Consider the following 13,184-nt stretch of genomic DNA (forward strand, 5'->3'; position numbering starts at 1 on the left):
TCCGCGACCTGATACCCTTTCTGCTCCGGCACACGGCCGAACCGCAGACATTTTTGGCACGGATAGCCCTGAATCGCTGCACTACCTGATGTGATGACCGCAGAATCACCATGTTGCGCGCTGCCCAGGCCAAAAATGACAAGTGATTAACCCGGCCTTCTCTTATCGCGCGATTGTTTTCCTGATTGCCCACTGAGCGAGCCAAAAAATGGATGTTCTATGTTAGACAGCTTCCTTGTCATCGTAATGCTGATCGCTATCAGCTCATTTTTTTCCCTTTCAGAGATATCGCTGGCGGCTGCCCGCAAAATTAAACTGAAACTGCTGGCCGACGAAGGCAATATCAACGCGCAGCGCGTGATGAAGATGCAGGAAACCCCCGGCATGTTCTTTACCGTGGTGCAGATTGGCCTGAATGCCGTGGCGATCCTCGGCGGTATCGTCGGTGATGCCGCGTTCTCGCCCGCTTTCCGTTCGCTGTTTGAACGCTTCGTCGATGCAGAAATGGCCGAGCGCATCAGCTTTATCTGCTCCTTCACCGTGGTGACCAGCCTGTTTATCCTTTTTGCCGACCTGTTCCCCAAACGCCTGGGGATGATCGCGCCGGAAACCGTCGCGCTGAAAATCATCAACCCGATGCGTTTCTGCCTGTTCCTGTTCCGTCCGCTGGTGTGGTTCTTTAACGGCGGCGCCAATATTATTTTCCGCCTGTTTAAAATCCCGCTGGTGCGTAAAGACGATATCACCTCTGACGATATCTATGCGGTGGTGGAAGCCGGGGCGCTGGCCGGGGTGCTGCGCAAGCAGGAGCACGAGCTGATTGAAAACGTCTTCGAACTGGAGTCGCGTACCGTACCGTCATCTATGACTTCGCGTGAAAACGTGGTGTGGTTTGATCTGCATGAAGACGAAAGCAGCCTGAAAGAGAAGATTGCCCGCCATCCACACTCGAAGTTTCTGGTATGTAATGAAGATATTGACCATATCGTAGGCTATGTGGATTCGAAAGAGCTGCTGCTGCGCGTGCTGGGCAATCAGAGTATGACGCTGAACAGCGGGTTGCAGATCCGTTCAGCGCTGATCGTGCCGGATACGCTGACGCTGTCGGAAGCGCTGGAGAGCTTTAAAGCCGCCGGAGAAGACTTCGCGGTGATCATGAACGAATATGCGCTGGTGGTGGGGATTATCACCCTGAATGACGTCATGACCACGCTGATGGGCGATCTGGTCGGTCAGGGGATGGAAGAACAGATTGTCGCGCGTGACGAGAACTCATGGCTGGTAGAGGGCGGTACGCCGATTGATGACGTGATGCGCGTACTGCATATCGATGAGTTCCCGCAGTCGGGTAACTATGAAACCATCGGCGGCTTTATGATGTTTATGCTGCGTAAGATCCCGAAACGCACTGACTTCGTGAAATTCCACGGCTTTAAGTTTGAAGTGGTGGATATTGACAGCTACCGCATCGACCAGCTGCTGGTGACACGTATTGATGCGCGGCCGACGGCGCCGGTGTTGCCAAAAGACCCTGAAGACACGGCGGCTTCGTAGCACGTCGTGCTGGGCACGGACAGTAGCAGGAAAGCAGGAACAAAAAAGGCGCTCTCAGCGCCTTTTTTTATCAGTTAAACTCGGTCTGTAATCTCAGGACCTGCCGGTTAACTTCCGACATCACACTGTAATGCTGCTTATCTTTAACGCGCGGAATAAGGATCTTCCCCTTATCAAACTCAAACGCGCCGACATCCTTGATATACAACCGCCCACGAAACAACGTCTTAACGTATTTCGCAACCTGTAATGGGTTATATTTCTGGAAGATTTTCATTCTAATTCAACTCCTGAACCAATCAATACGCCTCGTCGTGGCCAATCCGGGCACGAACCGGTGAAACGCAAACTGCCTGTACTATAGAACATCGTTTGCTTCCAATGTTCCTAAAATTGAATTTTTTTACTGTTTTTACACATCATGACAGAACTCTCTGTTACCTGACTGTCTGCGCGCAGTATAAACCTTCAATATGCCGGGATTTGTGCGGCGTGTTGCAAAGGTGTTATTCCGATGCGACAGCAGCATCATCTGCGCTTATTATTTCAGTAGAATGACTAACTGATCTGACCACTCAATAATCTGGAGCAACCATGACACTTGTCCGTGATCTTGCGGTAATCGTTTCCCTGCTGCTGCCCTTCACCGTCGCCGCTCACAACATCAGGGTTGACCAGCGCGTTGCCCCTGTCGGGGTCGCAGATAAAGGCGAACTGATCTATCAGAAAGATCAGTTTAGCTACAAAGCCTGGAACAGCGCGCAGTTAAGTGGAAAAGTGCGGGTCATCCAGCACATTGCCGGGCGTTCATCAGCAAAAGAGCAAAATGCCGCGCTGGTCGAAGTGATAAAAGCGGCGAAGCTGCCGCACGATCGTTATCAGACCACCACCATCGTCAATACCGACGATGCCATTCCGGGCACCGGGATGTTTGTGCGCAGCAGTATCGAAAGTAACAAGCAGCAGTTCCCGTGGTCGCAGTTTATCGTCGACAGCACCGGTGCAGTGCATCAGGCCTGGCAGCTAAAGGACGGCGGGTCGGCAATTATTGTGCTGGATAAAGAGGGGCGGGTGCGCTTTGTCAAAGAGGGGGCGCTGACGCAGGATGAAGTGAAAAAGGTGATGGCGCTGTTAACAGAATTACTGCATTAACGCGTCACTGCAGGGGCCGCTCCTGACGCCCGACCGGCCCCTGCGGATATCAGAAGATCGACACGCGGAACCCCGGATTGAGGAACGACTCACGCGGCGTATAATCCAGCGTTTTCCCCTGCCAGTCGTGCACATGTGCACCCGCCGCCAGCGCCACGGCGTGGCCCGCACCGGTGTCCCAGATATTCGTCGGCCCGAAACGCGGGTAGAGCTGCGCTTTCCCCTCGGCCACCAGGCAGAATTTTAACGACGATCCGATCGCCGTCGTCTGGTGTTCGCCCATCTGCGCCAGATACTCTTTCAGCTCTTCATCAGAGCTGGCGTGAGAACGGCTGATCACTACCAGCGGTGGGCGTGCATCCTGCACCTGAATCTGTACTTTATGACCGCCCTCTTCCTTCCAGGCTTTACCGTCGGCAGCCGAATACATCACCTTAAGCACTGGCGCATACACCACGCCCAGCACCGGCTTTCCATGCTGGATCAGCGCAATGTTAACGGTGAACTCACCGTTACGTTTGATAAATTCTTTGGTGCCGTCCAGCGGATCCACCAGCCAGTATTGCTGCCAGTGCTGACGTACATCCCAGCCAGCCGGATCCTCTTCTGACAGAACCGGAATATCCGGTGTCAGTGCGGCTAACCCGGCCACAATAACCCGGTGTGCGGCAATATCCGCCGCCGTAACCGGTGAGTCATCGGCTTTGCGCACCACATCCAGCGGGGCCCGATCGTCATAGACCTGCATAATGGCATCGCCTGCTTCACGGGCCATCTGACAAATTTGTTCTAACACTGTCCACCTCCTGATCGTCTGGCGTGATGACGGCTGGCGCGGCGCAAACCGCTGCGCTCCTGAGAAAAGGATAGCAGTTTGCCTCGCCGGCCGTTTCACTGCGGGTAACCACACCCGGTTAGCGATTGAATTTCAACAGCATAACGTACCCATCGCTGCGGAACACGGTTTCCCGTTATTTTCAGCTATTTTCTCTCTGCCCCCCTCGCCCTGTCAGTGGCTGACGCCGTGCTAAGGGTTAAATTCGCGAGCGATATCACAGTTCATTGTAATGACATGACACAATTTCACATTATTCTGAGAGGGTGACGAACGTTTAAACCGGAACATTAAGGGAGCATACATGTTCAAATCCTGCCTCACGCTGACCGCACTGCTGGTCAGTCATTCACTGTCCGCCGCCACGGTGGATTTCCGCCTGCTGGAAACCACCGACCTGCACAGTAATATGATGGATTTCGATTACTACAAAGATAAGCCTACCGATAAGTACGGGCTGGTGCGCACCGCCTCACTGATCGCCAGCGCGCGTCAGCAGGCGACGAACAGCGTCCTGGTCGACAACGGCGATGTGATCCAGGGCAGTCCGCTGGGTGACTATATGGCGGCGAAAGGGCTGAAGGATGGCGATGTGCATCCGGTTTATAAGGCCATGAACACCCTGGATTACACCGTCGGCAACCTCGGCAATCACGAATTTAACTACGGCCTCGACTACCTGAAAAAAGCCATTCACGGTGCCCGCTTCCCCTATATCAATGCCAACGTTATCGATGTCAGCACCGGTAAACCGCTGTTTACGCCCTATCTGATTAAAGCGGTCGAGGTGCGTGACCGTGACGGGAAAACACATAGCCTGAAAGTGGGCTACATCGGTTTTGTGCCGCCGCAGATCATGACCTGGGACAGAACTAACCTGACGGGGAAAGTCACCGTCGATGATATTACCGCCACCGCGAAAAAGTGGGTGCCGCAGATGCGTCAGGAAGGTGCCGACCTGATTGTGGCCATCCCGCACTCTGGCCTTTCCAGCGAGCCTTATCACGCGCTGGCTGAGAATTCCGTTTACTACTTGAGCCAGGTACCGGGCATTGACGCCATTCTTTTCGGCCACGCGCACGCCGTCTTCCCCAGCGCAGACTTCGCTAATATCAAAGGGGCGGATATTCAGCAGGGGACGCTGAACGGTATTCCGGCGGTGATGCCGGGGATGTGGGGCGACCATCTGGGGGTGGTGGATCTGGTGCTGAACAATGATGCGGGTCACTGGCAGGTCAGCAGCGCCCGTGCAGAAGCCCGCCCGGTGTATGACAAGGTGGCGAAAAAGTCACTGGCGGCTGAGGATCCCGCGCTGACGAAAGTGCTGGCGGCCGATCATGCCGCGACGAAGGCGTTTGTCAGCCAGCCTGTCGGTAAATCAGCGGACGTGATGGCCAGTTATCTGTCGCTGGTACAGGACGACCCGACGGTGCAAATCGTCAATAACGCCCAGCGCGCCTATACCGAACACTTTATTCAGGGCGACCCGGACCTGGCCCACCTGCCGGTACTGGCGGCGGCCGCACCGTTCAAAACCGGTGGCCGCAGGAACGATCCCGCCAGCTATGTTGAAGTGGATAAAGGGCCGCTGACCTTGCGCAATGCCGCCGATCTCTACCTCTATCCCAATACGCTGGTGGTGGTGAAAGTCAGCGGTGAGCAGGTGAAGCAGTGGCTGGAGTGTTCCGCCGGGCAGTTTAATCAGATTGATATTCACAGCAGCAAACCGCAGTCGCTGATCAACTGGGACTTCCGTACCTATAACTTTGATGTCATTGACGGGGTGGACTATCAGATCGACGTGACGCAGCCCGCGCGCTATGACGCGGAATGCGGTCTGATCAATGAAAAAGCGTCGCGCATTCGTCATCTGACCTTTAACGGCAAGCCTGTTGACCCGCAAGCGACGTTCCTGGTCGCTACCAATAACTATCGTGCGTACGGCGGTAAGTTTGCCGGGACCGGCGAGAAACAGATTGCCTTTGCCTCACCGGATGAAAACCGATCGGTGCTGGCGGCCTGGATTGGCGCGCAAACAAAGGAAAAAGGTGAGGTAACGCCTCAGGCGGATAATAACTGGCGCCTGGCACCGATTCACAGCGCGACACCGCTGGATATTCGTTTTGAAACGGCACCGGGAGAAAAAGCCGCCGCATTTATTCGCAGCCACGCGCAGTATCCGATGAAACAGGTAGGAACGGATGAGATTGGATTTGCGATATATCAGGTGAAACCGTAACGGAAAACACGCCCGGCGGCGTACAGCGCCGGGCGTGTCGCTGGAATTACAGGATTTCCAGCAGTTCCACTTCAAACACCAGGGTGCTGAATGGCGGAATGGAAGCACCGGCACCGCGCTCGCCGTAAGCCAGGTTGTGTGGGATCACCAGTTCCCACTTGGAGCCAACCGGCATCAGGGTCAGCGCTTCAATCCAGCCTGGGATCACACCGCTTACCGGGAATTCAGCTGGCTCACCGCGCTGAACGGAGCTGTCAAACACGCTGCCGTCAATCAGTTTACCGGTGTAATGCACGCGTACGCGATCCTGACGGGATGGGATAGCACCCTCACCCTGAGTCAGTACGCTGAACTGCAGGCCAGTCTCAGTGCTGCTGACGCCTTCACGCTGTGCGTTGTCTTCCAGGAATTTCTGACCTTCTACTGCCATGGCCTTCTGACGCTCCTGACGGACCGCTTCAGCACGCTCGTGAACTTCACGCAGAGCGCGATGAACCACATCAACAGGAACAGATGGGGCATTCCCTTCCAGCGCATCGCGCAGACCTGCCAGCAGTGCTTCCGGCAGCAGACCCTGCAAACCAGATTCCTGCAACTGTTGACCGACCTGTAAACCGATTCCGTAACTTGCTTGCGCTTCAACGCTGTCAAAAGAAGGGGTTGTCATGGATTTTCCTTTCATCATTGATAAAAACAGAAGACGAAGCATAACAGCGCAGGCAACGGGCGTAAAATCCCATCTTCTCCAGGTGACTTTTCGGCAGGAAACAGAAACAATATCGCCTCACACTTATCAGCACCCCATGGGGCGGTTAAGCCTATACCTGATATCATTCGGGTTGCAGAAAGACAGCCACAGCACAAACCATTACCGGTGCAGCGACATCTATTCAGAGGTTTAAATGGGCCAGATTGGCCGCAGGCGAAGGAAAAGGCCGCTTTTTGTTGCCAGAGTAAAGCAGTGGTTCAAGAAAAGCTTACCGACCGCGCGAGTCTCGCGCAAGGAGGAGGACGCTATGCCAAACGCATCGCTCACATCACGTCTGTCACCGTGGTTTAGCCGCCTCTGGCATCTGCCAGATGGGGTTAGCTGGATGGATCCTTTACCCGCCACGCACCGCCGGGGGATTATTGCCGCCGTGCTGGTTATCCTGCTGGCTTTTCTGTGGCCCACGCCACAGCGTACGGTCGCCCCGGTGACGCCGATCCAGAGCGGGTCGGGGACTGAGGTGCCTTTACAGGCAGAAATCACCGACACACCGCCGCAAACGGCGTCGACTACGCCGCAGCCGGACGCCGAAGGCACCTGGCGTAATTTCACTATTGCTTCCGGCCAGACGCTGGCGCAGCTGTTCCGTGACAATAATCTGGCGGTGAATGATGTCTTCGCCATGGCGCAGGTCGAGGGCAACGACAAGCCCCTCAGTTCCTTACATGCCGGGCAGACGGTGAAGATTCGCCTGAATGCAGAGGGCGTGGTGACAGGCTTAACGCTGGACGGAGCTAACGGTGAAATTCTGTTTATCCGGCAGGCGGATGGGACGTTTATCAAGGCGCAGTAGAAACAAAAACGCCGCCCCTGGGGGCGGCGTTTTTTACATGCGATACGTCAGCGATTAAGCTTCAGCAACGATGTTTACAGTCAGTTTAGCGAAGACTTCGCTGTGAACCTGGAAGTCCACTTCGTGCTCACCGGTAGTACGCAGAACGCCGTTCGGCAGACGAACTTCGCTCTTAGACACTTCAACGCCAGCTGCAGTTACTGCATCAGCGATGTCGCGGGTACCGATAGAACCGAACAGTTTACCTTCGTCGCCTGATTTAGACGCGATGGTAACGCTACCCAGTGCATTGATTTTCTCAGCGCGTGCATTAGCTGCAGACAGAACGTCAGCCAGTTTGGCTTCCAGTTCTGCACGACGTGCTTCGAAGAACTCAACGTTTTTCTTGGTAGCAGGAACAGCTTTGCCCTGTGGTACCAGGAAGTTACGAGCGTAGCCCGCTTTAACGTTAACCTGATCACCCAGGCTACCCAGGTTTGCTACTTTATCAAGCAGAATAACTTGCATTACCTTATCCTCTTTAAGTCGTTAATAGACGGCGGCCAATTACTGATGACGATCAGTGTATGGCAGCAGGGACAGGTAGCGAGCGCGCTTGATGCAGCGAGCCAGCTGACGCTGGTATTTTGCACGAGTACCGGTAATACGGCTCGGGACAATTTTACCACTTTCAGTGATATAGTTTTTCAGCGTAGCGATGTCTTTGTAATCAATCTCTACAACGCCTTCCGCGGTGAAACGGCAGAACTTGCGACGACGGAAATAACGTGCCATTAGGCTAGTCTCCAGAATCTATCAATTCAATCTGCTCGGCATGCAGTACGATTTTGTTCAGGCCATTGCGCCCTTGATGGCAGCTAATAAAACCCTGAACCGTAACCTGCGTACCGACCGTTATACTTTGAGTAATGGCCTGATGGGCTTTGCCGCTGATAATCACCGGCATCCGACACCAGGCCTGCCGGGTATAACCGGCTTCCACCTGCTCTGAACGATGCTCAAGCACGAACTGGCAGTGTGGAATTCCTGACGGGCTCACTTTTCTTATCGGCGTCTTGCACACAGTGCCAGACAGCTTCAGACAATTGGCCGTCACGGACAATTACTCTTCAGAATCCCCAGCATCTGCATCATCAGAGGTTTCGTTAGCAAAATCTTCACGGCGATCGCGACGCTCGTCTTTCGCTTTAACCATCGGAGATGCTTCAGTTACCGCGTGCTTAACGCGCATAACCATGCTGCGGATAACGGCGTCGTTGAAGCGGAAGTTAGTTTCCAGCTCATCGATCGCTTCCTGCGGAGCTTCCACGTTCAGCAGAACGTAGTGAGCTTTGTGCAGTTTGTTGATCGGGTAAGCCAGCTGACGGCGGCCCCAGTCTTCCAGGCGGTGGATCGTACCTTCTGCACCAGTGATGGTTGCAGAGTAACGCTCGATCATGCCAGGAACCTGTTCGCTTTGGTCAGGATGAACCATAAATACGATTTCGTAATGACGCATCGAATTTGCTCCTTACGGATTATTCAGCCTCCTGTCAGGGTCAGCCGCGGCCCATGGAAGCAAGGAACGTTATAAGCCATGACCGGATAGTGCGGGGTCACAACCTGAGAATGCGGCTGAAAAATTGACGCGTAATCATACTTGCGAGGGGGGGCGAACACAAGGTAAATATCGGTATTTCGCGTGGCCCGAGAAATCCCTCGCAGGACCGACCTTTTTCGATCGGCCCTTTGTCACTACCGTTTTCCGGTCGAGCTTCAGGCCGGTTACAAATGATGCGTGAAGAACGCCGTCATAGCCGTTAACGCCGGAGGCGTAATGCGGTGGCCAATGCCTTTTTCCGTCAGAAACGTCAGATGACTGTCCTGCCCGCTTTCACGCAGGGCTTTTTCCAGCCTGATGCTCTCATCCGCCGGTACCACGTCGTCCGCCTCACCGTGCCACACCAGCAGCGGCCGGTTGGCGATGTTCTCTAACTGATGGCTGACGTCATATTCCCTCAGCGGTGCCAGCCGCGCGGCCAGGGCAGCGTGTTCCTCCGGTGAACGCGCCACCAGCGGCGGGAACAGCGTCTGCGACAGCTGACTGAAATAGCCTGAGCCCATCATACAGGCCGCACTGCGCAGTTGAGGATAACGCGCCAGCGCGCCCAGCGTAGTCATACCGCCCATTGAGGCTCCGGCGACCGCCAGCCTTTCACCGTCGATCAGGTTCTGCTGGCGCAGTGCCCCTTCAAGCGCCGGCAGCTCGTCGATATTGCGGCGCAGGATCTCCCAGAAATGGGTGGCGCGCCGTTCGCTGTCCCCGTCATAACGGGCACCGTGCATATCGGCGTCCGGCAGAATGGCGCGCAACCCGGCCTGAGCCAGCGCTACCGCAAAATAGGCGTAGACCTCTTTCGATGACGTGTAGCCATGATAAAACAGCACCGTCGGCAGCGGTGCCCCGCGCAGCCCCGCCGGGCAGGCGTGTAAACATTCAATACCGGCGAAACGCTCTGTGCTCACTTCAATCATTTCATCCCCTTATCAAATTTCGCGCAGTTTCACGCTGTTTCAGAGACCTGCATACGCGCTGCCCGTTAATCGTTCAGGCCCATTAATGTGACACAGCTCACAAAAAGCCGTTTAGCATACCCACTTAATTTATGGGGTAAATTTTCCGGCTACGCTGCCGTTAACCCGTGTAAGATCCTCACCATTTAAGGCTATAACAATGAAACGTCTCTCTCTCAAGACATGGAGTCTGGGCGTAAAGCTGTCGGTACTGACCTCGCTAAGCGTCGCCGTACTGTTTATTATTCTGACTCTCACTCTCAGCCACAATGCCGCAAAACAGGTGCATAAGCTGACGCTGGGCGATATGGAAAACCAGGTAAACGGTATTGGCGATATGGCCAGTATGTTTAATACCACGCTCAGCGAAGAAGTCGGTAACTACACCGGGTTATTTCAGAGCTTCCTGCCAAAGCGCTTCTCACTGGATGAATCCCAGCTGATTACGGTTGGCGACCAGCAGACGCCAACCCTGCGCGCCGGGCTGCGAACCCTGAATCTCGATCAGGTCCTGGTCGATGATTTTAAGGACCGCACCGGCGCCATCGCCACCATTTTTGTCCGCACTCAGGGGGATGAATTTGTTCGCGTCTCCACCTCGCTGCGCAAAGAGGATGGTCAACGGGCGATCGGCACACGGCTTGACCACAGCAGCCCTGCATGGCAACCGGTACAGAAAGGCGATATTTTTCGCGGCGTCGCACTGCTGTTCGGCAAACGCTATATCACCCAGTATCAGCCGGTTCGCGATGACAGCGGCCGGGTGATTGCCATTCTGTTTGTTGGCGTGGATATCAGCAAGCAGTACGCCGTTATCCGGCAGAAAGTGCTGGCGAAACATCTGGGCGACAGCGGCACGTTCTACGTGCTGAACCGCGCTCCGGGTAAGCTACACGGCCACTATCTGTTCCACAGCACGCTGGAGGGCAAGCAGCCCGACCTGCCGCAGGCGGCACAGCAGCAGCTGTTGAGCCAGCCTCAGGGCACGCTGGAAATCACCGACAGTAAAGGCACAGAGAAGATCCTCTCCTGGCAGTATCTGCCGGAGTGGAACTGGGTGGTAGTCGGTGACGTCGATAAAGTCAGCCTGCTGGCCCCGGTACAGCAGACGCGCAACCTGTTCCTGCTGATGGGAACGGCGCTGGTGCTGGTCTTCGCCGTGCTGTTCGTCTGGGTGACGCGCCGCTGGCTGAGCCAGCCACTGCAGCAGGTCATTACTCTGGCACGTCAGTATGCCGCTGGGAATTTGCTGGCGACGCTGGAGACCCAGCGTAAGGATGAGGTCGGGCAGCTGATTGTGGCGATTAACGGCATCGGTGACGGGCTGGAGCGCGTCGTCGCTCAGGTGCGGCACGCGGCGGATGAGATTGCCAGCGGCACCGAGGCGATCGTCACCAGCAGCAGCAATATCAGCGAGCAGATCACGCGGCAGGCCAGCAGCGTGGAGGAGACGTCAGCCAGCATGGAGCAGCTCGGAGCCACGGTCGAGCAGAACGCCGGAAATGTCACTCAGGCTCTGCGCCTGGTGGGTGAAGCCGCCGAGGCCGTCAGCCACGGCGCCACCACGGTCGGCCAGTCAGTGCTGACCATGTCCGATATCAAGACCGCGTCGCAGGGTATTGCTGACATCACCCAGGTGATCGAATCGATTGCCTTCCAGACCAATATCCTGGCGCTGAATGCGGCAGTGGAAGCCGCGCGCGCCGGGGAAAACGGGAAAGGCTTTGCGGTCGTCGCCGCTGAAGTGCGGGCGCTTGCCCAGCGCAGCGCACATGCGGCCAAAGAGATTGACCACCTGATTGCCGACTCGCTGCAAAAAGTGGTGCAGGGACACGATCTGTCCGAGCAAACCCGCCAGGCGATGGACAACATTACCGGACGCATTGACCAGGTGAAAGCGCTGATGAGCGAGATTAACGTGGCGTCTCACGAACAGTCGACCGGCATCGGACACGTTAACATTGCCATGGCGCAAATCGGCCAGGCCACCCATCAGAACAGTGAACTGGTGATGCATTCAGAGCAGACCGCGCAGGAACTGAGCCGCAAGGGACATCACCTCAGCGAGCTGGTGCAGGTGTTTAACGTCAAGTCATAAACTGGCGTACACTGAATGTCAGACTCCCGTTGAGAAGATGACGATGCGCCCGAGTGTTGCCCTGTTGACCATTCTGCTGTTGAGCGGCTGTAGCGTACTGAAGAGTACGCCACAGCCGCCGCCTGCCCCCGCCTCTCACGCAGTGGAGATCAACCGTGCCCAGAGCACTGGCCTGCCGCGTCTTGGTAGCGTCAGTGTTTCCGTGCGCGGTTCCCCGGACGATGCACAGCGCGCGCTGGCAGCGAAAGCCAATGCAGCGGGCGCGCGTTACTATCAAATCCTGCTGGTTGACGAAACGACCGTACCCGGCATGTGGTATGGCACGGCGATCCTTTATGGCACGGCGGAATAGATAAAAGGGCGGGATAAGCAGAAAGAAATGCCGGGGCGCAGAACAGGCCCCGGTAATTTTACTTCGCGCTGCGCTGACGCACCGCTTCAAACAGACAGACACCGGTCGCGACCGAGACGTTAAGCGATGAGACGCTTCCCGCCATCGGGATGCTGATCAGCTCGTCACAGTGTTCACGCGTCAGGCGACGCATCCCTTCCCCTTCCGCCCCCATCACCAGCGCCATCGGGCCGGTCATCTTGCTCTGGTACAGCGTATGGTCAGCTTCACCGGCGGTGCCGACGATCCACACGTTGGCTTCCTGCAATACGCGCATGGTGCGCGCCAGGTTAGTCACGCGGATCAGCGGGATGTGCTCTGCCGCGCCGCTGGCCACTTTCTTCGCCGTGGCATTCAGCTGCGCGGAACGGTCTTTCGGCAGAATAATGGCGTGAACACCGGCCGCATCCGCGCTGCGCATGCAGGCACCGAGGTTGTGCGGGTCGGTTACGCCATCCAGGATCAGCAGGAACGGGCTGTCGAGGCTGGCCAGCAGGTCCGGCAGGTCACCTTCCTGATACTGACGCCCGGGCTTGACGCGGGCAATAATCCCCTGATGCACCGCCCCTTCTGATTTGCTATCCAGCACCTGCTTGCTCGCCACCTGAATGACGATACCCTGCGCTTCCAGCGCTTTGACCAGCGTTTGCAGACGACGGTCGTCACGCCCTTTCAGGATAAATACTTCCTGGAAACGCTGGGGATCGCTGTCAAGCAGCGCCTGCACGGCGTGGATACCAAAAACAATTTCACTCATGGTTCAGATACTCAACTTTCATATTCAGTGAGCGGGCTGACCG

The 13,184-nt window shown here is 55.9% G+C and carries 15 protein-coding genes; 6 read left to right on the top strand and 9 right to left on the bottom strand.

Going from position 1 to position 13,184, the window contains the following annotated elements; all coding sequences use genetic code 11:
* Positions 1–219 precede the first annotated feature (219 nt).
* A complete protein-coding gene (locus ABEH87_RS12020; RefSeq protein WP_346576604.1) occupies positions 220–1,554 on the top strand; it encodes a hemolysin family protein in 1,335 nt (444 codons plus the stop codon).
* A 70-nt stretch (positions 1,555–1,624) separates the two neighbouring features.
* Here the strand turns inward: ABEH87_RS12020 and ABEH87_RS12025 are convergent, their stop codons facing one another.
* Positions 1,625–1,831, bottom strand: a complete 207-nt coding sequence (locus ABEH87_RS12025) for a DUF1107 domain-containing protein (RefSeq protein ID WP_062745632.1) — start codon at positions 1,829–1,831, stop codon at positions 1,625–1,627.
* Between the two features lie 317 nt (positions 1,832–2,148).
* Here ABEH87_RS12025 and ABEH87_RS12030 point away from each other — a divergent pair, with 317 nt between their 5' ends.
* Positions 2,149–2,706, top strand: coding sequence for a YtfJ family protein (locus ABEH87_RS12030; RefSeq protein WP_346576605.1), 558 nt, complete (start codon positions 2,149–2,151; stop codon positions 2,704–2,706).
* Positions 2,707–2,755: 49 nt separating this feature from the next.
* Here the strand turns inward: ABEH87_RS12030 and cysQ are convergent, their stop codons facing one another.
* Positions 2,756–3,502, bottom strand: coding sequence for a 3'(2'),5'-bisphosphate nucleotidase CysQ (cysQ, locus tag ABEH87_RS12035; RefSeq protein ID WP_346576606.1), 747 nt, complete (start codon positions 3,500–3,502; stop codon positions 2,756–2,758).
* 343 nt (positions 3,503–3,845) lie between these two features.
* Between cysQ and ABEH87_RS12040 the strand changes: the two genes are divergently transcribed.
* Positions 3,846–5,780, top strand: a complete 1,935-nt coding sequence (locus ABEH87_RS12040; protein ID WP_346576607.1) for a bifunctional 2',3'-cyclic-nucleotide 2'-phosphodiesterase/3'-nucleotidase — start codon at positions 3,846–3,848, stop codon at positions 5,778–5,780.
* A gap of 46 nt (positions 5,781–5,826) precedes the next feature.
* Here ABEH87_RS12040 and fklB read toward each other — a convergent pair whose 3' ends face one another.
* Positions 5,827–6,447, bottom strand: a complete 621-nt coding sequence (gene fklB, locus ABEH87_RS12045) for an FKBP-type peptidyl-prolyl cis-trans isomerase (protein WP_133842544.1) — start codon at positions 6,445–6,447, stop codon at positions 5,827–5,829.
* Between the two features lie 349 nt (positions 6,448–6,796).
* Between fklB and ABEH87_RS12050 the strand changes: the two genes are divergently transcribed.
* Positions 6,797–7,342, top strand: coding sequence for a LysM-like peptidoglycan-binding domain-containing protein (locus tag ABEH87_RS12050; protein ID WP_346576608.1), 546 nt, complete (start codon positions 6,797–6,799; stop codon positions 7,340–7,342).
* 54 nt (positions 7,343–7,396) lie between these two features.
* On the opposite strand, the gene rplI is transcribed toward ABEH87_RS12050, so the two are convergent.
* From rplI to yjfP, 5 genes are all read right to left on the bottom strand, one after another.
* Positions 7,397–7,849, bottom strand: a complete 453-nt coding sequence (rplI, locus tag ABEH87_RS12055; protein WP_346576609.1) for a 50S ribosomal protein L9 — start codon at positions 7,847–7,849, stop codon at positions 7,397–7,399.
* A gap of 39 nt (positions 7,850–7,888) precedes the next feature.
* Positions 7,889–8,116, bottom strand: a complete 228-nt coding sequence (rpsR, locus tag ABEH87_RS12060; RefSeq protein WP_002210155.1) for a 30S ribosomal protein S18 — start codon at positions 8,114–8,116, stop codon at positions 7,889–7,891.
* Positions 8,117–8,120: 4 nt separating this feature from the next.
* Positions 8,121–8,438: a primosomal replication protein N gene (gene priB, locus ABEH87_RS12065; RefSeq protein WP_346576700.1), complete on the bottom strand. Its 318-nt coding sequence runs from the start codon at positions 8,436–8,438 to the stop codon at positions 8,121–8,123.
* Positions 8,439–8,444: 6 nt separating this feature from the next.
* Positions 8,445–8,840 carry a 30S ribosomal protein S6 gene (gene rpsF, locus ABEH87_RS12070; RefSeq protein WP_034891402.1) on the bottom strand — a complete coding sequence of 132 codons (396 nt, stop codon included), beginning with the start codon at positions 8,838–8,840 and terminating at the stop codon, positions 8,445–8,447.
* A gap of 266 nt (positions 8,841–9,106) precedes the next feature.
* Positions 9,107–9,856 (bottom strand): esterase, encoded by a 750-nt coding sequence (gene yjfP / locus ABEH87_RS12075; protein ID WP_346576610.1) that lies wholly within the window; start codon positions 9,854–9,856, stop codon positions 9,107–9,109.
* Positions 9,857–10,055: 199 nt separating this feature from the next.
* Between yjfP and ABEH87_RS12080 the strand changes: the two genes are divergently transcribed.
* Positions 10,056–11,993, top strand: coding sequence for a Cache 3/Cache 2 fusion domain-containing protein (locus tag ABEH87_RS12080; RefSeq protein ID WP_346576611.1), 1,938 nt, complete (start codon positions 10,056–10,058; stop codon positions 11,991–11,993).
* A gap of 43 nt (positions 11,994–12,036) precedes the next feature.
* Positions 12,037–12,345 carry a biofilm peroxide resistance protein BsmA gene (gene bsmA, locus ABEH87_RS12085; protein ID WP_346576612.1) on the top strand — a complete coding sequence of 103 codons (309 nt, stop codon included), beginning with the start codon at positions 12,037–12,039 and terminating at the stop codon, positions 12,343–12,345.
* Positions 12,346–12,403: 58 nt separating this feature from the next.
* On the opposite strand, the gene rlmB is transcribed toward bsmA, so the two are convergent.
* Entirely contained in the window at positions 12,404–13,141 is a 738-nt protein-coding gene (rlmB, locus tag ABEH87_RS12090) for a 23S rRNA (guanosine(2251)-2'-O)-methyltransferase RlmB (RefSeq protein WP_062745656.1), read from the bottom strand.
* Between the last annotated feature and the right edge of the window lie 43 nt (positions 13,142–13,184).

Origin of the sequence: Erwinia sp. Eh17-17, from assembly GCF_039675725.1 — a bacterium.
Taxonomy (GTDB): domain Bacteria; phylum Pseudomonadota; class Gammaproteobacteria; order Enterobacterales; family Enterobacteriaceae; genus Erwinia.

Excerpts from the sequence above, each read along its gene's own strand:
- ABEH87_RS12020 (WP_346576604.1), top strand. The coding sequence starts at position 220 with ATGTTAGACAGCTTCCTTGTCATCGTAATGCTGATCGCTATCAGCTCA.
- ABEH87_RS12025 (WP_062745632.1), bottom strand. The coding sequence starts at position 1,831 with ATGAAAATCTTCCAGAAATATAACCCATTACAGGTTGCGAAATACGTT.
- ABEH87_RS12030 (WP_346576605.1), top strand. The coding sequence starts at position 2,149 with ATGACACTTGTCCGTGATCTTGCGGTAATCGTTTCCCTGCTGCTGCCC.
- ABEH87_RS12040 (WP_346576607.1), top strand. The coding sequence starts at position 3,846 with ATGTTCAAATCCTGCCTCACGCTGACCGCACTGCTGGTCAGTCATTCA.
- fklB (WP_133842544.1), bottom strand. The coding sequence starts at position 6,447 with ATGACAACCCCTTCTTTTGACAGCGTTGAAGCGCAAGCAAGTTACGGA.
- ABEH87_RS12050 (WP_346576608.1), top strand. The coding sequence starts at position 6,797 with ATGCCAAACGCATCGCTCACATCACGTCTGTCACCGTGGTTTAGCCGC.
- rplI (WP_346576609.1), bottom strand. The coding sequence starts at position 7,849 with ATGCAAGTTATTCTGCTTGATAAAGTAGCAAACCTGGGTAGCCTGGGT.
- rpsR (WP_002210155.1), bottom strand. The coding sequence starts at position 8,116 with ATGGCACGTTATTTCCGTCGTCGCAAGTTCTGCCGTTTCACCGCGGAA.
- rpsF (WP_034891402.1), bottom strand. The coding sequence starts at position 8,840 with ATGCGTCATTACGAAATCGTATTTATGGTTCATCCTGACCAAAGCGAA.
- yjfP (WP_346576610.1), bottom strand. The coding sequence starts at position 9,856 with ATGATTGAAGTGAGCACAGAGCGTTTCGCCGGTATTGAATGTTTACAC.
- ABEH87_RS12080 (WP_346576611.1), top strand. The coding sequence starts at position 10,056 with ATGAAACGTCTCTCTCTCAAGACATGGAGTCTGGGCGTAAAGCTGTCG.
- bsmA (WP_346576612.1), top strand. The coding sequence starts at position 12,037 with ATGCGCCCGAGTGTTGCCCTGTTGACCATTCTGCTGTTGAGCGGCTGT.
- rlmB (WP_062745656.1), bottom strand. The coding sequence starts at position 13,141 with ATGAGTGAAATTGTTTTTGGTATCCACGCCGTGCAGGCGCTGCTTGAC.